18 protein-coding genes and 1 pseudogene are annotated in these 24,097 nt (G+C 45.9%); 17 read left to right on the plus strand and 2 right to left on the minus strand.

The window, feature by feature from the left end; all coding sequences use genetic code 11:
- Positions 1-18: 18 nt before the first annotated feature.
- Positions 19-1,260: an amidohydrolase family protein gene (locus ACFYU8_RS15545; protein ID WP_390299946.1), complete on the minus strand. Its 1,242-nt coding sequence runs from the start codon at positions 1,258-1,260 to the stop codon at positions 19-21.
- A gap of 285 nt (positions 1,261-1,545) precedes the next feature.
- Here ACFYU8_RS15545 and ACFYU8_RS15550 point away from each other — a divergent pair, with 285 nt between their 5' ends.
- A complete protein-coding gene (locus ACFYU8_RS15550; protein WP_390299942.1) occupies positions 1,546-3,015 on the plus strand; it encodes an amidohydrolase family protein in 1,470 nt (489 codons plus the stop codon).
- A gap of 57 nt (positions 3,016-3,072) precedes the next feature.
- Here ACFYU8_RS15550 and ACFYU8_RS15555 read toward each other — a convergent pair whose 3' ends face one another.
- A complete protein-coding gene (locus ACFYU8_RS15555; protein WP_390300536.1) occupies positions 3,073-3,855 on the minus strand; it encodes an SDR family oxidoreductase in 783 nt (260 codons plus the stop codon).
- A gap of 231 nt (positions 3,856-4,086) precedes the next feature.
- Here ACFYU8_RS15555 and ACFYU8_RS15560 point away from each other — a divergent pair, with 231 nt between their 5' ends.
- From ACFYU8_RS15560 to ACFYU8_RS15635, 16 genes and pseudogenes are all read left to right on the plus strand, one after another.
- Positions 4,087-5,160 carry a branched-chain amino acid aminotransferase gene (locus ACFYU8_RS15560; protein WP_390299939.1) on the plus strand — a complete coding sequence of 358 codons (1,074 nt, stop codon included), beginning with the start codon at positions 4,087-4,089 and terminating at the stop codon, positions 5,158-5,160.
- Between the two features lie 248 nt (positions 5,161-5,408).
- Positions 5,409-6,125, plus strand: a complete 717-nt coding sequence (locus ACFYU8_RS15565) for a GntR family transcriptional regulator (protein ID WP_390299936.1) — start codon at positions 5,409-5,411, stop codon at positions 6,123-6,125.
- Positions 6,126-6,150: 25 nt separating this feature from the next.
- Positions 6,151-6,783, plus strand: a complete 633-nt coding sequence (locus ACFYU8_RS15570; RefSeq protein ID WP_390299933.1) for a sterol desaturase family protein — start codon at positions 6,151-6,153, stop codon at positions 6,781-6,783.
- A gap of 1,206 nt (positions 6,784-7,989) precedes the next feature.
- The gene (locus ACFYU8_RS15575) at positions 7,990-8,568 is read left to right on the plus strand and encodes a hypothetical protein (RefSeq protein WP_390299930.1); all 579 of its coding nucleotides are present in this window, start codon (positions 7,990-7,992) and stop codon (positions 8,566-8,568) included.
- Positions 8,569-8,650: 82 nt separating this feature from the next.
- Positions 8,651-9,727: a hypothetical protein gene (locus ACFYU8_RS15580; RefSeq protein ID WP_390299927.1), complete on the plus strand. Its 1,077-nt coding sequence runs from the start codon at positions 8,651-8,653 to the stop codon at positions 9,725-9,727.
- A gap of 72 nt (positions 9,728-9,799) precedes the next feature.
- Positions 9,800-10,033 carry a hypothetical protein gene (locus tag ACFYU8_RS15585; RefSeq protein WP_390299924.1) on the plus strand — a complete coding sequence of 78 codons (234 nt, stop codon included), beginning with the start codon at positions 9,800-9,802 and terminating at the stop codon, positions 10,031-10,033.
- A 932-nt stretch (positions 10,034-10,965) separates the two neighbouring features.
- Complete coding sequence (locus tag ACFYU8_RS15590) at positions 10,966-12,570, plus strand: glutathione ABC transporter substrate-binding protein (RefSeq protein WP_390299921.1); 1,605 nt, start codon at positions 10,966-10,968, stop codon at positions 12,568-12,570.
- Positions 12,571-12,846: 276 nt separating this feature from the next.
- The gene (locus ACFYU8_RS15595; RefSeq protein ID WP_390299918.1) at positions 12,847-14,433 is read left to right on the plus strand and encodes a glutathione ABC transporter substrate-binding protein; all 1,587 of its coding nucleotides are present in this window, start codon (positions 12,847-12,849) and stop codon (positions 14,431-14,433) included.
- Between the two features lie 100 nt (positions 14,434-14,533).
- Positions 14,534-16,105, plus strand: coding sequence for a glutathione ABC transporter substrate-binding protein (locus tag ACFYU8_RS15600; protein ID WP_390299915.1), 1,572 nt, complete (start codon positions 14,534-14,536; stop codon positions 16,103-16,105).
- A 36-nt stretch (positions 16,106-16,141) separates the two neighbouring features.
- Positions 16,142-17,271: pseudogene (locus ACFYU8_RS15605) on the plus strand (amidohydrolase family protein).
- A 640-nt stretch (positions 17,272-17,911) separates the two neighbouring features.
- Positions 17,912-19,486 (plus strand): glutathione ABC transporter substrate-binding protein, encoded by a 1,575-nt coding sequence (locus ACFYU8_RS15610; RefSeq protein WP_390299912.1) that lies wholly within the window; start codon positions 17,912-17,914, stop codon positions 19,484-19,486.
- Between the two features lie 128 nt (positions 19,487-19,614).
- The gene (locus ACFYU8_RS15615; protein ID WP_390299909.1) at positions 19,615-20,244 is read left to right on the plus strand and encodes an NUDIX hydrolase; all 630 of its coding nucleotides are present in this window, start codon (positions 19,615-19,617) and stop codon (positions 20,242-20,244) included.
- 156 nt (positions 20,245-20,400) lie between these two features.
- Positions 20,401-21,837, plus strand: coding sequence for an MDR family MFS transporter (locus ACFYU8_RS15620; RefSeq protein ID WP_390299906.1), 1,437 nt, complete (start codon positions 20,401-20,403; stop codon positions 21,835-21,837).
- Between the two features lie 153 nt (positions 21,838-21,990).
- Positions 21,991-23,241, plus strand: a complete 1,251-nt coding sequence (locus ACFYU8_RS15625; RefSeq protein ID WP_390299903.1) for a GNAT family N-acetyltransferase — start codon at positions 21,991-21,993, stop codon at positions 23,239-23,241.
- 89 nt (positions 23,242-23,330) lie between these two features.
- Entirely contained in the window at positions 23,331-23,504 is a 174-nt protein-coding gene (locus ACFYU8_RS15630; RefSeq protein WP_167402508.1) for a hypothetical protein, read from the plus strand.
- A gap of 77 nt (positions 23,505-23,581) precedes the next feature.
- The gene (locus ACFYU8_RS15635; protein WP_390299899.1) at positions 23,582-24,058 is read left to right on the plus strand and encodes a PilZ domain-containing protein; all 477 of its coding nucleotides are present in this window, start codon (positions 23,582-23,584) and stop codon (positions 24,056-24,058) included.
- The last annotated feature ends 39 nt before the right edge of the window (positions 24,059-24,097 follow it).

Genomic DNA, 24,097 nt, shown 5'->3' on the forward strand with positions numbered 1-24,097 from the left:
GCGAAGCCTTTCCTTCTATTATCTGCCCGCTTCCATTCTCTCCAAAGCCCCATGCACAATTTTCCCTTTAAACATAACAGCAGCCCGACGAGATTTCCTCGCAATCGCTTCCGCAGAGCAGGAGCTTTCTGCAAACACGATACTCGCTTCGTCGCCAACCTTTGGCCATGCACGGTTGCCATCCTTATCAAGCGTTGTTTTTCCTCCGGTGATGAAGTACAAGGATTGCACCAATGACTTTTCATCCACCCAACGGTAACGCTCGACCAGACGGTTCAGCTTATCCAGCATATCGCCTGTTCCATATGGCGACCATGAATCGTAGAACCCATCGTAACCAAGTGCGACATGTACGCCTTTGGCATGAAGCATGGGAACAGGTGGCATCGCACGATTAATCGGAACGGTCGTCAGGATCATCGTTCCCAGCTTGGACAATCGGTCTGCCATGTCCGAGCTTTCCTCTATAGATACGTCTCCGAGTGCAAAAGCATGGCTGATCGCCATACGATTTTGCCAGCCAGCTTCTTCAGTCAGATCAAGCAGTCTCTTGATCGTATAGAAGCCGAGTGTCCCCGGATCATGCAGGTGAATATCGACATCCGCATCTGCTTCCACCGCAATGTCCATCATTTCACGCAAGGAGCCTTCCAATTCATTATCGATCCCAGCCGGGTCCAAGCCCCCAACCAGCGTAGCGCCTTCCTTCATCGCTTGTCTCATCAAGGAGCTTACTTGTGTACGCAAGAGACCCTGTTGAGGGAATGCAACGATCTCATAAGTTAGACGATCACTGTACTCTTCCAGGGCTGCACGCACACCCTCCAGGTTTTTCAGTCCGATGTATGGATCGATGTTGACGTGTGTGCGCACGTGCGTAGCACCGCCTTTGATATGCAACTGGAGCATTGCTTGAGCGCGCTCTTTGGTCGTCCCAGTCATAAGCGGCATTTCTGTTGCTTCGAACTCCAAGCGATCGATCAGTTTTTTCGGAGGGAGGCAAGATTTCCAGGTTGCGCCCGCATACGTTTTATCCAGATGGTTATGCTTCTCGACAAAAGAGGGGAGAGCCAATAAACCTTTTGCATCTTCTTGCGGTAAAGTGGTGTCGAGCGGTTCGTTCGCCGATACGATCTCAGCGATTTTACCGTCTTCGATTTTCAAATGACAGATTTCTGAGATTGTGTGAAAGACGCCGTCGTCTCCTGTTTCAAATCCTTTATCGAGACGAACGTTGGTTAACCAAAAAGCTTGCATCACTAGAAATCAGCCCTTTCTCTATATTGCAAATTATGGATGAGAGTCCAGTCTAGCTGTCTATCTTAATTGTAGTGAATATTTCGAACAAGGTTGTTCATCTTTTTTACTAGTTTTTGCATGATCTTTACGTATTGTGTGGAATCTTGCCTGTTTTCCAAAAGGAGTAAAGATTGTGCAAATACATGTAAAGTTATTGAAACAAATTTTACAGAATATTTCCTATAATAACGTCAGGATACAATGGAGTGGAGAGGCCTGGAACGAGAACGAGTAGGGAGGATCATCATGAAAAAGAAAATAACCGCAAAATATGTCATCGGTTTTGACGGCGAAGATCATGTGATTATCAAAGAAGGGGAAGTCGTTTACGAGAACGACACCATTGTGTATGTGGGCCACCATTTTGATGGCGAGGTAGATGAAGTGATCGATGCTGGCAATGCAGTAGTCAGTCCGGGCTTCATTGACCTGAATGCGTTAGGCGACATTGATCACGACATTGTACATCTGGAGCAAGCTTCTGTCAGAAACAAAAACATGCTCTGGTCGGAAGATTATTACCGCAAAGGCTACCATGAGGTAATGACTCCTGAGGAAGAGGCGTTCAAATCCCTTTACGCCTACAGTCAACTGATTCTAAACGGGGTAACGACAGCGATGCCGATTACATCCGTATTTTACAAGCGCTGGGCGGAAACGTATGAGGAGCTGGCAGCCGCAGCCGATCATGCGGGACGATTGGGATTGCGCATGTACATGGGGCCGAGCTATCAATCTGGTATGCGTGTCGTGAAGGCAAATGGAGAGATCGAAGTACTATGGAACGAAGCCGAAGGACAAGCAGGTCTGGAACGAGCTGTACAATTCGTCAAAGATTTCGATGGGGCTCACAACGGACTCATCCGTGGAATGCTGGCGCCAGAGCGAATCGAGACACAGTCTGTGGAGAATTTGATCAACACAAAGTGTTACAGCGAGGAGCTCGGATGTCCAATCCGGCTGCATGCTGCACAAGGTCTCTATGAATATACGGAAATCCATCGTCGTCACAACAAATCACCGATTCAGTTCCTACATGAGATCGGCTTCCTCGGAAAGAGAACGGCGATTCCGCACGCACATTTCATACCAGGCTTTAGTAAGGCGAAAATCGGTGAGGGAGACGACTTGGCGATCCTCCAAGAGACAGGTACGACTGTGATTCACTGCCCGCTCGTAGTCGGCCGCCACGGCGAGGCACTCGAATCGTTTGCCCGTTACAAGCGTCGTGGCGTCAACATCGCGATTGGAACCGATACGTTCCCGCCTGACTTCATCCAAAACATTCGCACAGCCAGCATGCTGTCCCGCTTGGTGGAAGGCGATGTCGCAGATTCCAGCTACGCGGATATTTACCGCGCAGCGACATTGGGGGGCGCACGTTTCCTTGGCAGAGACGATCTGGGACGATTGGCGCCGGGGGCAAAAGCAGATATGATTGCGATCGATCTGGACGGTTTCCACATGGGCGGGGTAGATGATCCGATCCGTACGATTATCACGTGTGGCTCAGGTCGTGATGTGAAACTCTCGATCATCGCTGGACGCACCGTAATGAAAGACCGCCTCTTGCCAGGAGTTGATCTGGAAGAGATCAAAGCAAAGGGACAGCGTTACTTTGACAAAATGCGTCTGGGCTACGTCGAGCGCGACTATCAACAGCTGGGCGAAAAAGAGCTATTCAAGCCTTCTTTCCCCATCGTGAGCAAACCATAGCCTGAATAAATAGAAGAAGCACAATCTGCTAGAAACGGCGGATTGTGCTTTTTTTACTTACCGGATGAACCCGCCTTCGGAATGTATAATCTGTCCGGTAATCCACTCCGCTTCGTCACTTGCCAGAAAAGTGACAAGACGCGCTGCATCCTCGGGCTGTCCGATCCGTCCGAATGGAAATTGCTGCAAAAGGTAATGCTTGATTTCTTCGTTCATCCAGCCTGAATCGGTGGGCCCAGGATTTACAGCGTTGACCGTAATCCCTCGTGTAGCTACTTCGGCAGCAAGTGTAGTCGTCAGGGCATCCACAGCTCCTTTTGTTGCGGCATACGCGATCTCACCGACCATTGCGCCTTTGGATTGACCGGAAGTCATGTTGATGATTCGTCCTCCACGTTGTTGAGAGAAGCGACGCGCAAATTCCACACTGAGCATCGTGGTTGCCCGCACATTGATGGCATAATGTGCGTCCAGACTGGCAATATCCAGTGCCTCGTAGCCGTCATTTGTCGAGTAGCAAGCATTGTTGACGAGGATGCTTGGTTCGCCCAGTTGTGCCGTAGCTGCGTCGAGCACATCCTTGTAGGCATCAGGCTGTGACAGATCGATCTCGATCCCCGCACATCTGACTCCATAGCCTCTGATCTCGTCCTGCAAAATGGCGGGCTCATCCTTTTGAATCCCATGTGCCATGGAGTGGTCATATGCGGTCCAGTATGTATGGAAAATATCGGCGCCGTGAGCGGCCAGCCTTTTGCAGATAGCAGCCCCAATCCCTTGAAGGCGGCTGGCACCTGTTACAATGGCAATTTTTCCGTGCAAGCGAAGGTGTGTCGTCATCATATCCCTCCTCATTTTTGACTACTCTACTTTTCGGTGCGACGATTGCTTTCATCCTGCATGATAGAAAAAACATATATCGCGAAAAAATAACGAAGTTTTCGCTAAATGTAAGAAATTTGTGTCTCTAGGAGAAACTTACGCTGGAAATCATGCAAAATTGTTGCTATTTTGTATATATAGGAAGTTGTTCAAGAAATAGTGGATTTAATACTAAGGGAGATGTAGAAGATGGAGTGTCAGTTAACAATTACCCGGACAGAACAGAAAAAAGAGAAGCCAGCATCTGACAAGCTGGGGTTCGGTGTTCATTTTACCGATCATATGTTCACCATGGATTACACAGAAGGTAAAGGATGGCATGATCCACAAATTGTCGCTTACTCTCCGCTGACACTGGACCCGGCAGCAATGGTGTTCCATTACGGGCAAGCTGTATTTGAGGGGTTAAAAGCTTATCGCAATCAAGAGGGCAAGGTTCGCTTGTTCCGTCCAGATCAAAATTTCAAGCGTATGAATCGTTCGTTGGAGCGTATGAGCATGCCGTTGATCGACGAAGAATTCATGGTCGAGGCATTGAAGCAGCTGGTGGCGGTCGATAAAGAATGGATTCCAACAGAAAGCGGCCAGTCTCTCTACATTCGTCCTTTCGTAATCGCGACAGAGCCATGCTTTGGTGTGCGCGCTTCGTATACGTACAAATTGGTGATCGTCTTGTCGCCGGTTGGAGCGTACTATGCAGGTGGCATGCAGCCCGTTAAAATTTACGTAGAAAACAACTATGTTCGTGCGGTTAGAGGCGGAACAGGAAACGCAAAAGTAGCAGGTAACTACGCAGGCGGTCTGAAAGCACAAGTAGAAGCGAAGGAAAAAGGCTATGAGCAAGTGTTGTGGCTCGATGGCGTAGAGAACAAATATATTGAAGAAGTAGGCAGTATGAACGTGTTCTTCAAGGTAAAAGGCGAAGTGTGGACCCCTGCATTGAACGGCAGCATTCTGGAGGGTATCACGAGAGATTCGACGATCCAATTGCTCAAGGACTGGGGAATTCCAGTTGTAGAGAAGCGGATTTCCATGGAAGACCTGCATACCGCTTACGCCAACGGTGAGCTGGAAGAAGCATTCGGTACTGGAACAGCGGCGGTTATTTCCCCAGTCGGTGATCTGAACTGGAACGGACATCAGATGATCATTAACGGTGAAAAAACAGGCGAGCTGACGACAAGACTGTACGACACAATGACAGGTATTCAGTACGGTGAGCGTGAAGACAAGTTTGGCTGGTCAGTAGAAGTGACAGAATAATCACGCCAATAATACAAAAGGCATGGCCCATTCTTTTGTGGAAGAGGGCTATGCCTTTTTTGATTACAAGAAAAAGGAGGAGAAACATTGTTATAGTTTGTCATCCGCAGATTTATCTCCATGATCATCACGATGACTTTTTTCCTGCCGTACCGGACTCACCTCTTGACAGGGCATATGTAAAATACTACCATCTGTGGTAATACCACAAAAAAATGTTGTAAGACCAAAAGCGCAGGGAGGCGACAATGACATCGGAGAAAAAAGGGGGAAAGAAGGAACGGTCGTCGGATCAAATTGAGATGAAATTAATCAAGGCAATTTTGACCCGAGAGTATCCTACAGGAAGTACGCTGCGGCCGGAACGGGAGTTGGCAGAGTACTACGGGGTAGGTCGGCCAACCGTTAGAGAAGCACTGCAACGCTTGGAAAGAGCTGGCTGGATCACTGTGCGGAAAGGACATCCGGCAATTGTCAACGATTATTGGCATCAAGGCAATGTAATGACCCTTGTCCATATCATTCAAAACCACGACGATGTTACGGATGAGTTTATTTCGTACTTGCTGGAACTGCGGATATCGTTGGCACCAATTTACATTCGTAACGCGGTTGCTGCTCATCAGCCGAAGGTAGTCGCATTGCTTGCCAATCTCGATCAACTGAAACCTGATGCTAATTCTTATGCAGCGTTTGACTGGGAGCTGCAGAAAAATCTGACGAGGCTTTCCCCAAATCCTATCTATTTACTGATTGTAAACAGTTTTGATTCCTTTTACCTAAAAATGGCGCGAAGGTATTTTTCCATCCCGGAACACCGCGAGGCATCTTGGCACTATTACCATGAACTGTTGAGCGTCGCTTTACAGGGAGATTTCATCGAAGCAGAGCGTGTAGCCAGAAAGGCAATGGAAAAAAGTTTGGAGCTGTGGAGGAACCGAAACGTGCTGGAACAAGACAAGTGAAGGAACACAAGAGGAGGGCGTTCTGTTGAAGGCAAAGTTTCTGAAGGAATTCTTTTCGTTTCCGGATATCCTCATCATGAGCATTCTATTCTTGATTAGCTTGTCTTTCACTATTTCTGAATGGTACGTGTTGGAAACATGGCTGGCACTCGTGGCGGGGATGAGTGGATATGCGGCAAGCGAATACTTGATTCATCGATTTCTCTTTCACCTCAAACCGCCTCGAAATCCATTTTTTCTCAATGTGTTAAAGCGCTTACATTACGATCATCACGCCGATCCGAACAACTTGCACCTGTTGTTCTTGCCCGTGTGGTACAGCTTGCCGCTCATTGCAGGAACCGGAGCCATTTGTTATCTACTTACTTCCGACGTGATTGTGACCAATGCCTTTGTTACAGGCGTGATAGGATTTCTGCTATTTTATGAATGGACGCATTATATCGCCCATCGTCCGGTTCAACCCATATCTCCATGGGGGCGCTGGATGAAAAAGCTCCATCTATGGCATCACTTCAAAAATGAACATTATTGGTACGGTGTTACCAGCCCTGTTTTTGACGTCATGCTGGGAACTTACAAGAATGAACAGGATGTCGAGAAAAGTTCGACGGTGAGGGATCTAGAAAGACGGTGGGACAAAGATATTGAACTGTAAATGGTCTTTCGTCGTGCACCTCAATTCTCCAAGCACTAAGAAGCTTGCTATATCAGGGATTATCGCCCTTGGCCTTCATTGGTCAGGGGCTTTAATTTTTCCTTCGAATAAGCCGTGACCATATTTGTGTGGTCATAGTTCCATGAACTTCTCAAATCGGGATGCTGTTTGTTCTTTGACCGTCCTGGTAACATGGGTGTAGAAGTTCATGGTCATTTTGATATCGGAATGACCGAGACGCTCCTGAACTTCCTTGATTTTGGGCATACTTCAAATAAAAGGAAGGTATGTGTGTGGCGTAAGCCATGGACAGTGATTGGATGAAGGTTATTGGATTTGATAATCTCATCTAATTTGTCATTTGGGTATGCGAGTCGTAGCGGGGTTCCATCTTCACGAGTAAAAACCATTTCATTATCTTTTGAGTGCAGATGTACGATTGACGCTCCAGATTGCCCTGTACGGTACTTTTTGAGCAACCCCACTTTAATAATTTCACCGTATGCTCAACGAAGTAATGATTTCTTTTTAAATACTTTGTTATTAACTGGCGATATCAGAAACGAGCCTCAATTCAGAAGAACAATATTAGGAACCCATTAACGGAGTTCATTGGGACATATGCGACAGGCAATGCGCAACTCCATTTGAAATTGACCCTGACCAGTAATGATGCAAACTCCACAGCAGCTGCAACGAGTTTATCGGGGGGGATCAAAGTAATTCAATACGGGCATAAATGGGGAACATAAGAAATCACGTTTCTGTATCTTCTTGCGATTCTCCAGAACCAGGTAGTTATGTAGGTCAAGTGTTCTATAGTGCGACGAATGACTATACGTTGTTCGAAACTAAGACAGCAGATAGAGTTACCATAAGATAGTTGTAATTACAGAAAGCCATTGACATAGCAATTAGCATGTCAATGGCTTCTTCTTTTTTAATTCATGGTGGTATTTTCTATAATCTGTCATAGAAAAAGAAGAGTGGGAGTCCACTCTTCTTTTTACCACTATTCAAGACAGGAGGGATGGAATGATCAAAGAGTTATCGAGGGATTGTCGTACCATTGAAAATGTGCACTGCAAGACTACAACATAGTTCCTCTGCATTTCGAATCAAAAATACTGTATTTATTTGAAAAATTACCAAAAAATTATATATTATACTTGTTTTTAAAATACTATAAATGGAAGAGGTAGTTAAATGATGGGAACTAAAATGCCAAAACTCTTACTAAGTGCTACTCTATTAATCGGGCTTAGCGCAAACCAATTTGCATACGCATCTAGTGAACAAAATTCAACAACTGAAGCAATTCAGAACGCAATCGAGAAAAATCAAGCATTACTTGAGAGCTATTCTCCTACGATCACTTATTCCACAAATTTGCCTTCTAGCACAGATGATTTCTCCCAATCTAACAAGGTTTCTAATAAAGCGTCAGCAACAGGTTTAAGATTTACTGATATTGCAAAAGGAAATACAACTATAAAAACTGAAGGTGGTCGCTATGTGTATACTACTGCTTCAACTTATGGTGAAAAGTTGACGGTCGTAACCTCAGCAACAGCATCTTTGTGGAAAGACATTTTCAAGGAGGAAGAAGGCGAATTAATAGATCAGGGAGAAGAAGATATGGCAGTTGGATACGGTACAGCTAAGTCCATTGCTGGCAAACATAATGCTGATCCCGGGACGTATAGGGGGATTTCTTTCCATACAGCGGCGTATGAAATGTCGTTATACGAGAGAAAAACTTCAGATGTACTGATGGTGCGATAATAAAGGCAATGAATTTCTAACGTTTAGGGTGTAGGATTTCACCCTAAACGTTAGAATGACGAGTATGGAGTGATTTTAAGTTATGATCAACCAGAATAGGGCTAAATTTTTGTTTTTTGGTTTTCTTTTATTCACAGCATTATTGGCAAGTGTAATTATTCTTGAGAATTCCGCAATTAATATAAATCAGGAGTACAATAGCGATATAAAATCTAGAATTGTACTGCCAGAAGAAGCTACTGTACATAAAGATCAGCACTTTTTGCTGTCTGGCTCATCTGAATTTTCTACATCCGAATTTACTTCTTCGCACTCATTTGAGTTGGTTAGCGAAATGGAAAAAGAATACTCTTTGTCTGATGACGAATCTTTTAGATATTATATAAATGATGACAATTCAACAATAATAAAAGGTAAATACGTAATTGATACCACTGATAAATCAAATAAGGTTACATTTATTGCTTTGCAAGGGAATAACAGTGCTTTAGTACGTTTAGAAAATGATGTTGAGTGGTACTCTTCATTAAACATCACCTATCCTGAAAATTCCACAATAGTTTTGCCTGTTGAAATCAAGTGGAGTCCTCAAGGAGAAGAAGAGTTAACGATTTTTCCTTTAAAGCATGAAAGCCCTGATTTTTACAATGGAGCTAATTTAGGATTGTTAAGATATTTAGTTTTGAAAAATGGTGAAGAAATACCACAAAGTATGGTTAATAGCCAGATGAATATTAATAGTAATTTGTTGAATAAAAAAGATATTAGTTATTTCCCTGTTCCTAAATGGTACGATCATACAAATAACAAAATAAAACTGGTTTTAAATGAGGGAAGAGTATTATCAAATACACAGCCAAGCACGCTTACTTTAGCTCCATTACCTTATTCTACAATGGTAGATATGATAATTATTGATGAATCTGGAAAAGTTATATTGGCAAACGGTAATATTCAACTAAAAGAAGCCCAAATTACCAACATTACTTTGCCAGATAAGACAATTCATATGTTAAATCAGAATAAACGAAGAAATTTTGTGATATTACTTAATAACAGATCTAGAGAAATGTTAGCAGACATGATGGCTATAAAACAATCAGGTAAGCCTTACCCAACCACTTTTCAATTAATAATTGAGTATTACAAAACACTTTAAAAAAGCTAGAAAAACGGATAAAGACATTAATTTATATAGGGAGAAATCTACATTTTATTAAGGGAGGAAGTTATGGATTTCGATAAAAAGCTACAATTAAAATTAAGTAGTTTGTTAGAAACGACGGTTAACCAATTGCCTGACATATTAGCGAGAGCGAAGAAAAGTGGAGTTGAAGATGATACTGCTTTACTTCATGCTGCATTAAGTGGATCACTTACAGTAACTGCTAATTTGTTGAGTTGGTACCATAAAGAAATAATAACAATGATTGAAGATAAGTACCAAATAGAAAAAGACGTGTAATTGAACAACTCAGCTTAATCAAATAATGTCTGGTGAACCGGGTAATCTAATAGTGCAAAATATCATTGGGGATTGATCTCGGTTTGAAAGTTTCTGGTGCTGCTGTCATTTCTACAGGGAAAAGTCGATTTTTTGGTAACGGTATAATAAAATAAGTACATAAGAAGGAAGTAGCAACCACGATTACAAAAAATGGGGAGAATATCACAAGTCGTCAGCTTCATGAGTTAGGAAACACAAAGAAATGCTGGATGAAGGTAGAGTAAAAAAGAAAGCCCTAGAACACAATTTCTAGGACTCTCGTTATGACCATATTTTGACCATATTTATATCAGAACACATCTTAAAAAGCCTGAACCTAAGTTGTAAATCTTCCTAATTAATATGCGGAAACCTTAGCTTATCGGTGCTAACAATGAAAAAAAGCACATTCCATCATCTTTTGCACGCCCACCCTTTTTTTGAGGGATGGGTTTTTTCTTTCTAAGTTTTAGAAGGTATCGAAAACCGCCAAAGCTGGTGAGAAGAAAAAGCACAGGGCTCGTAGACCTTGACAACGCCTACCCAGTCGGAACTTAAAAAAGGGGACCACGCTTGTCGAACACTTCTTCCTTGAGAAACTTCCGCCCGTAGGGTGGCTTTGGCTCGACGGTCCCCTTTTTTAAGTGGAGACGGCCAGTGAATCCCCCCTGCTGGCGTGTCAGAGTCGAAGAGAACTGTGCTTTTTCTTCTCCTCCACTATGTTGACTCATACCAGATTGACCTTCATACGTGCGCTTCAATAGAGTTATTTTTAACATTCAAAAACGACATGGTAAAGAAAGTGAAAAGAAAGGTAAAGATAATGAAAAGATTAATAGTAAGAAAATTAGTAATATTTAGGCATGTCATATTCTTTTCATTCTATCATCTAGAATAAGGGGGCATTCACGGTGAAGAAGAAGCACATGCTAGGATCTATTCTCGCCCTGTCTGTCTTGATTTCAACCGTCTTGGCAGGCTGTGGTGGCAGTCAGACATCCAGTGGGACGAATTCCGCGTCCAACTCCAATCAAGCTTCAACTAGCCCCGCGTCTTCTTCGGCCGCAGCGGGTGGAGGCGGTACCTTGATTATTGCGCGCTTGTCCGATGCGAATAATCTCGACCCGCATTTCAGTACCCAGATTAATTCCATGGCAGTGACGCAGCACAAGCTCTATGAAGGTCTGGTCATGATGGATCGGAATAGTGAGTACAAACCGCTTTTGGCAAAGGAATGGAAACAAAAAGACGATGTTACATGGGAGTTCACACTGCGTGAAGGCGTTACCTTCCACGATGGGGAGCCTTTCAATGCAGAAGCAGTGAAGAAGACGATCGACCGTATTTTGGACAAAGACAATCCGACTCCCAAAGCAAACATGTTTGGCATGATTAAAGAAGTAAAGGTCATTGACCCGCTGAAGGTAGAAATGATTTTACATTATCCGTTTGCAGGGCTACTTTCCGTTCTGGCGAGTGCCGAGGGTGGCATCATCAGTCCGAAGGCCATTGAGCAATTTGGCAAAGAATTGTCCAAGAAACCAGTAGGCACGGGGCCATTCATTTTTGAATCTTGGACGCCTGGACAAGAAATCGTCATGGTGAAAAACGAGAAGTATTGGGGCAACCAACCGAAGCTAGAAAAAGTAGTTTTCAAGACCATTCCTGAGGATACAACGCGCGTAGCTATGGTGGAAACGGGGGAAGCTCATGTCGCAGAACAGCTTCCGGTCACTGAACTAGATAGGGTACAGAACTCGCAGAGCATGTCCTTAGGTCGGTTCGAATCATTCGCGGTTGACCACATCGGGATGAACGTCAAGCAGAAGCCTTTTGACGATGTTCGCGTCCGTCAGGCCATCGCCCATGCGATCGATAAGGAAGCCATCATTAAAGGGGTTTATAACAATGTCGGAAAAGTAGCCATCTCGTCATTAGGGCCAAAAGTCATCGGCTACAGCCCGAATATCAAAACGCCGGAATACGATTTGAACAAAGCGAAGCAATTGCTCACCGAAGCAGGTTATGCCAACGGATTCAAGGCAACCATCTATCTCAATGACAACAAAGCGCGGATCAATGTAGCAGAAGTGCTACAATCCCAACTGAAGGGAATCGGGATCGACTTGCAGATTCAAGTGATGGAGTTCGGCGCGTATCTGGAATTGGCGGCAAAAGGTGAAGCACAAATGTTCATTAGTGGCTGGGGCAATGCGACCGGGGATGCAGATTACAACCAGTACAACCTCTTCCACAGCACGTCAGCAGGTGTGCCAGGCAACCATTCCTTCTATAATAATCCGAAAGTCGATGCGTTGATTGAAGCGGCGCGTAAGGAGAAAGATCCAGAGAAGCGCAAGGAAATTTACGCAGAGGCGCAGCAAATCGAGATGGAGGAGGTACCGTTGCTGCCATTCCGCAGCAGTGAAAACCTCGCGGCTATTGCGAAAAATGTACAGGGAGTGTATATCAGTCCGTCCGGGTACATTGACGTAAGTCAAGTAACCATTCAATAGAAAGAGCATGTGACCTTCTCTAACATTGGAGAGGGTCATTTTCTTATATAAAAGTAGAAAAAGTGAAGAAAAGAGTAAAGAAAGTGAAAATACAAGTAAAGAGAGTGAAAATGAAATACCAGAATAGTGGGTAAAATGAAATATGTGCGAATGGTCAAAATATTCAAGTGCATCTGGCGCAAAAAACGGTCACGACCGTTTTTTTGACCGCAAGCGGTCACATCAACATTTATGAAAAACGTCGAGACGTTTTTCACAAAACAGGGGGATCACTACATGAAAAAGACGCGCTTTTTCCAGACGCTGCTTGCCATGACGGTTGCGGTTTCTACAGCGTTGGCAGGCTGCTCACAAGCACCTGAAGCAGGAGGGAGTACCAATTCTTCGGGGCAAACCAATGCTCCTGCACCAGCTGGCAAAGAAGGCGGGACACTCGTCATCGCCCGCTTGTCTGATGCGAACAACCTCGACCCACATTTCCTAACGCAAATCAACTCTGCTGCCATCATTCATCACAAGGTATACGAGGGTCTTGTTCGGATGGACAAAGAAAGCAAATATGTAGGCTCACTCGCTTCTGAATGGAAGCAGCTCGATGATGTGACATGGGAATTCAAGCTACGCTCCGGTGTGACGTTTCACGATGGCACGCCATTCAATGCGGATGCGGTGAAAAAGACGATTGCTCGTGTCCAAGACCCGGCAGTAGGCTCTAACCGCGCCAATTTGTTTGAAGCAATCAAAGAAGTAAAGGTCGTGGATGATACAACGGTTCAATTCATCCTGCACTATCCATACGCACCGCTCCTGTCCGTGCTCGCCAGTGCAGAAGGTGGAATTTTGTCACCAAAAGCGATTGAACAGTATGGGAAAGAATTGACCAAGCATCCAACGGGCACGGGGCCTTACAAATTCGAATCATGGACACCGGGTCAAGAAGTCATCTTGGTGAAAAACGATAGTTATTGGGGAGACAAACCGAATCTGGACAAAGTCGTCTTCAAGACCGTTCCAGAGGATACAACCAGACTCGCGATGGTCGAGACAGGAGAAGCTCATGTAGCTGAGCAATTGCCAGTGACAGAAGTCGATCGGGTGAAAAATTCTCCGAGTATGACACTTGGTCGTTACCCTGCATTCGCTAGCGATCATATCGGGATAAACAACTCGAAGAAGCCATTCGACGATGTGCGTGTGCGTCAAGCGATTGCGCATGCGATCGATAAGAAAACCATCATTCAAGGGGTCTACAACGATGTGGGGACGGTTGCTCATTCTTCCATTACCCCGTCCATGGTTGGGTACAGCCCGAATGTAAAAGACTTGCCTTACGATCTGGAAAAATCCAAGAAGCTGTTGGCGGAAGCTGGATACGCGAACGGCTTTAAAGCAACCATTTACTTAAATGATAACAAGGCACGAATTAGCTTGGCAGAGGTGCTGCAGCAACAGCTGAAACAAATCAATATCGATTTGGAAGTGAAGGTGCTGGAGTTCGGTGCTTATATTGAAGCGGCCAACAAAGGCGAAACAGAATTGTTCCTCAGTGGTTGGGGTAACGCGACAGGCGATGCAGACTACAATCAATACAATCTGTTCCACACGAAATCGCAAGGGGCAGCCGGCAACCACGCTTTTTATGGCAATCCGGAAGTAGACAAGCTGATCGATGAGGGACGAAAAGAGAAAGACGAAGAAAAACGGAAGCAAATCTACGAAAAAGCACAGCAAATCGAAATGGACGAAGCGGCAATGGTACCGTACCGTTTCTCAGAAAACCTCGCTGCGATCCAAAAAGGCATAGAGGGAGTTTGGATCAGCCCAGCAGGACATATTGAGATCGACGATGTAACCATGCCGTAATTTTTCAGTAGACAGTGCTTGATGATCAGCATAGCTTCGCCCACTGGGAACGAGCTATGCTGAATCATTATACAAAGAAGATAAAAACGGGGGCGAGTCTATGAAAAAACAGAAAATGCTAGGTTCAATGCTGGCAGGTATCCTGAGCGTTGGCCTCGTGCTTACAGGTTGTTCATCGGGTACAGAGCAAGGGGCGGCAGGGAATCCGACTGCGAAGGAAGCTCCGGCAACAGATCAGACGTTGGTGATTGCTCGGCAGTCTGACGCAAACAATCTAGACCCGCACTTTATTTCAGCGATCAATGCAGCAAGTGTAGTCCACCACAAAGTGTACGAAGGCCTCGTCCAGCGAGATGATAACATGGCGTTCAAACCGATGCTAGCTACGGAATGGAAGCAGCTGGACGATGTCACCTGGGAGTTCAAGCTCCGTCAGGGAGTCAATTTCCATGATGGTACGCCGTTTAACGCCGAAGCGGTGAAAGCAACATTCGCACGCGTCCTCGATGAAAAGGTCGCCTCTCCACGTGCGTCTCAGTTTAAGATGCTTTCGGAAGTAAAGGTCGTGGATGATTACACCGTACATTTCAAGCTAGCCTACCCGTATTCCCCATTGCTGTCGATCTTAGCCAACCACGAAGGCAGCATTATTAGTCCAAAAGCGATTGAGCAATACGGAAAGGAATTGAGCAAACATCCCGTTGGTACAGGACCGTTCGTATTCGAATCGTGGACACCTGGTCAAGAGATCGTACTTGTGAAAAATGACAACTACTGGGGAGAAAAGGTAAAATTCAAGAAGGCCGTCTTCAAGGTCGTACCAGAGGACACGACACGCGTAGCCATGGTAGAGACGGGAGAGGCGCATATCGCTGAACCATTGCCGGTGACAGAAATTGACCGCGTCAGTAATTCCCCTCATATGAGCTTGTACCGGACAGAAGGCTTGGGGACAGATTTCATCGGGTTCAATACCAAGAAAAAACCGTTTGACGACGTCCGTGTTCGCCAGGCGATCAACTATGCGATTGAGACTGATGCGATCATCAAAGGTGTGTATAACGATGTCGGAACAAAAGCAAATTCTGCAATGAGTCCGAAGGTTCTTGGATACAATGAGGCGTTAAAAGGATACGAGTTTGATCCGAACAAAGCAAAAGCTCTGTTGAAAGAAGCAGGCTATCCGGATGGCTTCAAGACAACCTTGTGGACAGGCGATCGCAAGGAACGGATTAATGCTGCAGAAGTGATCCAGTCCCAGTTAAAGGGGATCGGCATTGAAGTAGAGGTAAAAGTGCTCGAGTATGGAGCCTATCTGGATGCAGAAGACAACGGTGAAACAGAGCTGTTCATCAGCGGCTGGGGCAATGCCACTGGCGATGCTGACTACAACCAATATAATCTGTTCCACTCCAGCTCTTTGGGCAAAGGCGGAAACACCACATTTTACGTCAATAAAGAAGTAGACAAGCTGATCGAAGAAGGGCGCCGCGAGCAAGATACGGAAAAACGCAAGCAAATCTATGCAAAGGTGTTGGAGATTGAAAAGCAGGAGGCACCAATCGTCCCGATCCGCAATCTTGAGCATGTCGCTGCAGTCGTCAAAAACATCAAAGGCTTCTGGATCAGCCCTTCTGGGTACATGATGATCAACGGCATCACGATTGAATAACACAAACATTTAGAGAGAAAAGGATGGGGACGGAGCATGAAAGAAAGCTTGTGGATCAAAAATGCGAGTCTGGAATGTGGTTATACAGAGGCGAATGGCATCGTGATGGGAACAAAGACGGAACGTTTTCACGTCTTGCTCACGGATGGTCGTGTGGAGCAAATCGTACCTGCTTCATCAGATATACCCGACGGGGTATCTGTGTGGGATGCACAAGGCCTACTGATGCTTCCTTCTTTCCGGGAAATGCACATTCACTTGGACAAAACATTTTATGGAGGTCCGTGGCAAGCTGTTCTTCCTGCTCCCAATCGTTTTTTTCGAATCGAACAAGAGCAGGAACTGCTGCCTCGCCAGCTTCCCGTCGCCCGTGAACGTGCAGAAAAGCTGTTGGAGTTAGTGCAATCGCACGGTGCTACTCACGTGCGGACCCATTGCAACATTGACCCGGTCATTGGGTTGAAAAACCTGGAAGCTACATTGGAGGCATTGGCAACTTACCGTGAAAAACTTTCCTGGGAAATTGTCGCGTTTCCCCAACATGGCTTGCTGCGCAGTGATTCCGTTTTCCTCGTTCGTGAGGCGATGAAGCATGGAGCAGGCATCGTCGGAGGTGTCGACCCTGCCACGTTCGACGATGATATCGAGAAGTCTCTTGATACGATGATGGACATAGCGGTGGAAGCGAATGCGGATGTTGACCTGCACTTACACGAGCCTGGACATTTGGGTGTTTACATTATGAAAAAGCTGGCTGCGATGACGAAGGATGCGGGTTGGCAAGGTCGAGTCACTGTCAGTCATGCTTACGGGCTCGGAGAGGTTCCGACTGCTGTGGCAGAAGAGGTCGCGGAACTTTTTGCCGAGCAGCAAATCGCTGTCATGTCAGCTGTTCCCATTGATATGCCGACAATCCCAATTCCTTTGCTTCATGCCACGGGCGTCCATGTTGGTTTGGGCAATGACAACATTACTGATCACTGGGATTCGTTACAGGTGGCGTGACTCCACTGGACCAGGCTGGGAATCAGGTTTGGCCAAAAGTTGGAGATGAGGCAAATGCAGTTTTCGTTCGTGCTAAATGCTCCGCAGAGGCTGTGGCTAGACAATCTCTGAAGGAAGCGGTGGTTTTCTCGGGCAAGATGGTTTGGCAGAAACAATCATAAGGATAGTAAGAGTGATCCGATCTTCCAAGGCTTCTTTGGGAGGTCGGATTTTTCATTTGTTATAAAAGTGGCCGTAGTGGGGGAAGAAGTGCATTTCCAGTCTACGCTTCGGCCTCCGCCCCGCTGAGGGTGAAGACTGTCCGCTTCGGAATAAATGGCGGGAGCGCTTCAAACGTAGAAGTTTCGAGGAAGTATCTCATGAGTGAAGCTGAAATTCCCCGCCATTCATTCCTACGCTGAGATGGGCTCCAGAGGCGCTTGGACTGGAAATGCACTTCTTCCGGCGTAGCTTTTGTAACATTTTGAAAGGCAGGCAATACCATGACGTAAAAGATTACTTAACTAAATATAAATCATTTTCATATCAAATCCATTCATTAGAATGCTATAGAAGGACAAGCATCAAGAACCCTCAATCATTTTCTTATGGCCTTTCATATACAGATCGGAAAAATCAACATAAGCTACACCACCGAAGTTACGAGATGACTCCTTTTCCATCTGTACGAAATTAAATAAAAGTAAAAATATTATAAATTGATGTAAAGATGCTGAAAGGTTCGGTTGGAAATCTACCGTATAATGCAAATAAGAAATACATTCAGAATTTTCGACGGTATTCTACAGGGGGTAGACACAAATGAAGAAAACGCGCATGGTCGGTTCCTTGTTGGCTCTGACATTGACGGTTAGTGTTGCGCTGACTGGATGTGGTGGTGCGAGCACGGATCAATCCGGTTCGACGAATACAACTGCTACAGAAGCTCTGAAGGAAGGGGGAACCCTGATTGTAGCTCGCAAGGCTGACGCCAACAATTTGGACCCGCATTTCATCTCCAATATTCCTTCGGCAAACTATGTGTATGGAAAAGTGTATGAGAGCTTGGTCTCTCGTGATAAAAACGGTGAGTACAAGCCTACTCTAGCTACTGAATGGAAACAGCTCGATGACTTGACATGGGAGTTTAAGCTTCGTGAAGGCGTCACGTTCCACGATGGTACACCATTTACAGCAGATGCTGTGAAAAAGACGTTTGAACGTGTACGCGATCCAAAGGTTGCATCACCACGTGCATCTAACTTCTCCATGATCAAAGAAATCAAGATCGTGGATGACAAGACTATACATTTCGTACTGGAGTATCCTTTTGCACCACTGCTCTCCATCTTGGCTAGCTCAGAAGGAAGCATCATCAGCCCGAAAGCGATCGCCGAGCATTCAGATACATTGGCGAAGCAGCCTGTGGGAACCGGACCTTTCAAATTTACATCGTGGGCACCGGGTCAAGATATGAAGCTCTCGAAAAATGATACCTACTGGGGTGAAAAGCCAAAGGTAGATGAAGTATTGTATAAAGTCGTTCCAGAAGACACAACACGCGTAGCGATGATCGAAGCAGGCGAAGCGCACATCGGCGATCAGCTTCCAGTGACGGAAGTAGAGCGTGCACAGGCATCTCCTGCCATGAACATGGTACGAGCAGAAGGTTTGGGTGTGGATTACATCGGCTTTAACGTGCAGAAGAAGCCATTTGACGATGTACGTGTACGTCAAGCGGTCGCGCATGCTATCGAAAAACAAGCCATTGTACAAGGGGTATACAACAATGTAGGAACACAAGCTGTTTCCTCGATGTCGCCAAAAGTAATCGGCTACAGCCCGAATCTTCAGGATTACTCGTATGACGTCAATGCAGCAAAAGCATTGCTCACGGAAGCAGGTTACCCGAACGGCTTCAAGACGTCCATCGTGACAGATGACCGTAAAGAGCGCATGAACGTAGCAGAAGTCATCCAGTCACAGTTGAAAGGAATCGGCATTGATTTAGAGATAAAAGTAATGGAATACGGTGCCTATCTGGAGCACACGGACAATGGTGAGCATGCTATGTTCATCGGGGGCTGGGGCAATGCAACAGGTGATGGCGACTACAACCAGTACAACGTCTTCCACAGCACTTCGAAAGGCAGCGCAGGTAACATGGCGTTCTACAACAATCCAGAGGTAGACAAGCTGATTGAAGAAGGACGTCGCGAAAAAGATGCGCAAAAACGCAACGAAATTTACGCCAAGCTGCAAGAAATCGAGCTGAAAGAAGTACCGATCCTCCCAATCCGCACGATTGACCATGTGGCGGTTACATCCAAGAATGTAAACGGCTTCTGGCTGAGCCCTGTTGGCTACTTGATGCTGGATGAAGTAGCGATCAACTAACAGTATATAGAAGGGATGGCGTTTGTCGCTGTCCCTTCTTTCGTCCATAGAGAGGAATTCACGTTCTGGACCGGGAATGTAATTCTGGGAAAAGAAATGCCCAAGAGACAAGTCATGGGGTGGAAAACATGCAGGAAGAGCAGCTAGACATATTTGACGAAGCAGGACAGCACATCGGAGTAGAAGCGCGTAGCGAAGTACACCGCTTGGGGCTGTGGCACCAAACCTTTCATTGCTGGATTTATCGTGTAGGAGATGAACAGATCGAATTGTTGTTCCAAAAAAGACATCCACAAAAGGATACTTGTCCGAATTTGCTCGACATTACCTCTGCCGGTCATCTTCTAGCTTCGGAACAGCCATGTGACGGCGTGCGGGAATTGGAGGAGGAGCTGGGGTTGTCCGTGAGCTTTGAGGAACTGGACAAGCTAGGCGTGATTCGTGATGTAATGGTTGCCCCCTCTATTATTGATAAGGAAATGTGCCATACATTTTTGTATGAATGCGATCAACCATTGCGCGAATACCGTTTACAGGAAGAAGAAGTCACGGGGCTGTTTTGGGTCAGGCTGCATGAGCTAGAGCAGTTGTTTGCGGGCGAGCTCGGGCAGATGACGGTGAATGGATTTTTGCTAACGGAAAATGGTGAGCAAAAAGATACAGCGATGATCGCGGCCAAAGCTGACTTTGTCCCGCATGAAGTGCATTATTACCAGCAGGTGTTTGCAGCAGTGAAACTGCGTGCAGCCAATCGATAACCCTGATCGAAAAAAACAATGCCTCGCTTGTCATCGACAAGACGAGGTTTTTCGTTGGTCGAGAAAGATTGGCGAAAATATGTTCTCTCATGTGATATACTAGACAATGCTTTTTCGCTGTTCGCGATCATGCGTAGATAGAGAGAGGAGATCGAGATGAGACTACAGATTATGATTGCACTAATGCTCTCGACATTCCTTGCTGCGATGGAAGGAACGATTGTGAGTACAGCGGTACCACGCATTACGAGTGATTTGGCAGGCTTTGAGCAGGTGAGCTGGGTATACGCTATCTACATGCTTGCCACTGCCGTATCTGCCCCCATTTACGGCAAGCTGGCTGATTTATTTGGCCGAAAAAACGTTTTGTTAATCGGGATAGGCATCTTTTTGTTAGGTTCTACGCTCTGTGGAGTGGCGACGTCGATGTGGCAGCTCATTATTTTCCGTGCCATCCAAGGCTTGGGTGCAGGGTCAGTCATGCCGATCACAATGACAATCATCGGCGATTTGTACACCGAGCAGACTGCTAGAGCAAAAGCGCAGGGCTGGATTAGCGCTGTATGGGGACTTTCCGGTGTGGCAGGTCCGCTGGTCGGAGGATTTTTGGTCGATACACTGACGTGGCGTTATATCTTTTTTCTTAACTTGCCTTTTGGTCTCGTATCGTTTTTCATGCTCGTCTTTTTGTACAAGGAAAAGCTCGCTGTCAAAGAAAAGCGCCATATCGATTATCCAGGCGCGCTTATTTTTTCGATCGGGACCATTGCCTTGCTATATGCGTTGTTAACAGGTAGCCAGAATCAATCCTGGAGCAGTCCGGTGACGATTTCCTTGATCGTATTTGCTTTGGTGACTTATCTGCTGTTTGTATCAGTGGAGAAGAAATCGCCTGAACCGCTGATTCCGCTTTCGCTTTTTACCAATCGAAACGTGACCATGATCAATTTGTTGACACTCTTGACCAACGGAATTGTAATCAGCATGGTGGTTTATTTGCCGATATGGAGCCAGGGAGTCATGGGAGAAAGCGCGACAATGGCTGGCTTTGTCCTTACACCGATGCCGGTTTGTTGGACGATCGGCGCTATCCTTGCCGGGAACTTGTTAGGCAAGCTGCGCGCTGAACAGTTGTTTATCGCAGGGACAGCCGTTTTGACTGTAGCGACAACATTGTTGACGATTTTGTCCGCTCAGTCAGCGGGATACCTCATTTATGTGGCTGTAGGCTTGATTGGTTTGGGAATGGGGCTCATTTCCCCGATTATCATGGTAAAAATTCAATCGTCCGTTGCAGTCGACAAGAGGGGGACTGCGGTTGCCCTCAATACATTCACGGGTACATTCAGCCAAACCTTCGGGGCAGCCATATTCGGAATGTTGTTCAATATGGTGACTGTAGCAAGTGGTCATACGAATTTAGGCGCGTCTTTTGAACACGGATCGATCCCTTTGGCACAGCTGGCACAGATCCGAGACTTATTGGCTAGCGGTGTTCATGTGGTCTTCACAGGTACTTTTGTGCTTGCAATAGCCAGCTTTGTCTTGACCCTTGTGATTGCAAAAGGAAACCGAGTCAAACAGACACACTAAATTCGAAGACGTCCGCCGAGTGCGGGCGTTTTTCAATAATTAGTTACAAATTTCCAAAAAATACAAACTTCATATTGCCAGTTGTTACATTCATCGATACTATTTTCCTAGATGCCCAAATTCTTGCAGACAGGAGACAGGAGACAGGAGACAATGGTGAAGATTCGCCCGGTTTCAATTGACGATATCGATGAGGTCGTTAGGATTGCAGCGATGAGCTATCCTGGAAGCAATCTTCTGGGTGCCGAGAGCAGACAGCGATTTGCCGAACGTGTAAGGGAGACGATCGAAAATGACCCACACGTGAGTTACCACGGATGCTACCGTGATGGGCAGCTAGTGGGGATTATGAAATGGTACGATTTTCCCATGAATGTCCACGGTACACCGCTTTTGACTGGCGGGATTGGGATGGTCGCCGTAGACCTTTTGCATAAAAAGGAAAAAGTGGCCATGTCGATGCTGCGAGGTTTTCTTTCCAGCTATCGGGAGCGGGGAATCGCGCTGGTTTCTCTCTATCCGTTTCGCGTTGATTTTTACAAGCAAATGGGCTTTGGAATAGGGACCAAGGTTCACCAATACAAGTTCAAGCCGTCCAGCCTGCCGTATGTAGGCAAGGACAAAATCGTCTATATAGGAAAAGAGGACAAGGAAGAACTGTCTGCTTGCTATCATCGCATCGCCAGTCAAGTGCACGGCATGATCAAGCGAACAGATCGAGACTGGGACAGACTCCTCGATGCTCCTGAAATAATTACCGTCGGCTACAAAAAGGAAGGGAGGCTCGGCGGCTATCTCGCTTTCCAGTTCCAGAGCGCACATGAAAAAAACAAAATCTTCAACAACATCGAAGTGAGAGAGCTTCTGTATGAGAGCCGCGAAGCACTTGCGCAATTGCTCTCTTTCCTGCGCAGCCAGGCTGATCAGATTCAACGGATCGAGCTCACGACGCCGGACGAGGATTTTCACTTGTTGCTCTCTGATCCGGGCAATGGAACGGATTCGCTGTTGTGGAGCATTTATCATGAAAGCCATGTATCTGGAGTCGGGCTGATGTATCGGATCATTGATGTGCCGGGGTTTTTCCGTCAGCTGTCGCATCACCATTTTGGTTCGGAAACGGTAAATGTGAGGCTGACGATCCGCGATTCGTTTCTGCCTGAGAACGAAGGAACATGGCTCATCAGGTTTGTCGATGGACGCCCGGAACTAGGGGAGACAGTGGAGCCTGATGTTTCGGTACAGCTAGATATTTCGGATTTTTCTTCGCTCGTGATGGGAGTAGTAACTGCTCGCAAGCTGTATCAGTACGGTCAATTGGAGTTGGATGTCCCAGAAAAGCTTCCCATTTTGGATAGGCTATTTGCTGCTCCCGAGAAGCCGCGAAGTGTGACTACCTTCTAAAAAAGAGGTTTGTCACGTTTTTGACACAAATGGTTATCTTATTTTGCTTCCTCCCATATGTTGTTAGTAAATGGGAGGAGGCAGGTTATATGATCTTTCTTACACTGGTTATCTTTTTTGCGTTTCTTTTGATTGTTTGGGTGGTCGTCAGACTCCTCTTCCGGCTGAAAAAACATGATTCCATCACACATGATGAGAGAGAATTATGGAATCGCTTTCAGGTAAAAGAGCGGGAGATGAGATACCGAAAGCCCAAAAAATAAAAAGAAAGGCGCCAAGATGACAGGCGCTCTTTCTTTTGTGTGTCATCCATTATAAGAAGAGAAAGAAGGAGAAAACAATGCCAGGTAGATCAGAGGGGCATCAACGTGAATTTTTTCGCTTACGTCTAGAATACGCCCTCTGTGCAGACATGACCATTGTGCTGGTCAAAGGGAAAACCATGGAGATTGGGAGCACGCAGGTATTGATTGAAGATATCGGAGCAGGTGGACTTCGTTTTCTCTCTCATCTCAAAATGCCAGCTAATGACCAGCTCGTTCTGCAGTTTGCGACGGAATTGTGCGGAGAGGCTCTGAAAATGTACGGCCACGTAGTTCGCACGATTCCGTGGGAAACGGACTATTACGAATACGCTGTACGGTTTACGATGGAAGAGGAACAACATCTGGAGATTAATCGCTTGGTAAACCGCTTGGCGATCCGCTATCGGCAGAAACGGACAGCAACAGAAGGTCGTTTCTATAAAGGTGATCGCCTGGCATTTTTAAAAGAGTTGGCTCAAGCAACTCTTGCGATGCGAGCCAGTGAGGCATAGACAAAAAGGCTTTCTGTTGTGCGAATACACAACAGGGAG

It is taken from the genome of Brevibacillus sp. NPDC003359, assembly GCF_042878995.1.
Taxonomy (GTDB): domain Bacteria; phylum Bacillota; class Bacilli; order Brevibacillales; family Brevibacillaceae; genus Brevibacillus.

Coding starts and splice junctions, on each gene's coding strand:
- ACFYU8_RS15550 (WP_390299942.1), top strand. CDS start 1,546: ATGAAAAAGAAAATAACCGCAAAATATGTCATCGGTTTTGACGGCGAA.
- ACFYU8_RS15555 (WP_390300536.1), bottom strand. CDS start 3,855: ATGACGACACACCTTCGCTTGCACGGAAAAATTGCCATTGTAACAGGT.
- ACFYU8_RS15560 (WP_390299939.1), top strand. CDS start 4,087: ATGGAGTGTCAGTTAACAATTACCCGGACAGAACAGAAAAAAGAGAAG.
- ACFYU8_RS15565 (WP_390299936.1), top strand. CDS start 5,409: ATGACATCGGAGAAAAAAGGGGGAAAGAAGGAACGGTCGTCGGATCAA.
- ACFYU8_RS15575 (WP_390299930.1), top strand. CDS start 7,990: ATGATGGGAACTAAAATGCCAAAACTCTTACTAAGTGCTACTCTATTA.
- ACFYU8_RS15580 (WP_390299927.1), top strand. CDS start 8,651: ATGATCAACCAGAATAGGGCTAAATTTTTGTTTTTTGGTTTTCTTTTA.
- ACFYU8_RS15585 (WP_390299924.1), top strand. CDS start 9,800: ATGGATTTCGATAAAAAGCTACAATTAAAATTAAGTAGTTTGTTAGAA.
- ACFYU8_RS15595 (WP_390299918.1), top strand. CDS start 12,847: ATGAAAAAGACGCGCTTTTTCCAGACGCTGCTTGCCATGACGGTTGCG.
- ACFYU8_RS15600 (WP_390299915.1), top strand. CDS start 14,534: ATGAAAAAACAGAAAATGCTAGGTTCAATGCTGGCAGGTATCCTGAGC.
- ACFYU8_RS15610 (WP_390299912.1), top strand. CDS start 17,912: ATGAAGAAAACGCGCATGGTCGGTTCCTTGTTGGCTCTGACATTGACG.
- ACFYU8_RS15615 (WP_390299909.1), top strand. CDS start 19,615: ATGCAGGAAGAGCAGCTAGACATATTTGACGAAGCAGGACAGCACATC.
- ACFYU8_RS15620 (WP_390299906.1), top strand. CDS start 20,401: ATGAGACTACAGATTATGATTGCACTAATGCTCTCGACATTCCTTGCT.
- ACFYU8_RS15625 (WP_390299903.1), top strand. CDS start 21,991: ATGGTGAAGATTCGCCCGGTTTCAATTGACGATATCGATGAGGTCGTT.
- ACFYU8_RS15630 (WP_167402508.1), top strand. CDS start 23,331: ATGATCTTTCTTACACTGGTTATCTTTTTTGCGTTTCTTTTGATTGTT.
- ACFYU8_RS15635 (WP_390299899.1), top strand. CDS start 23,582: ATGCCAGGTAGATCAGAGGGGCATCAACGTGAATTTTTTCGCTTACGT.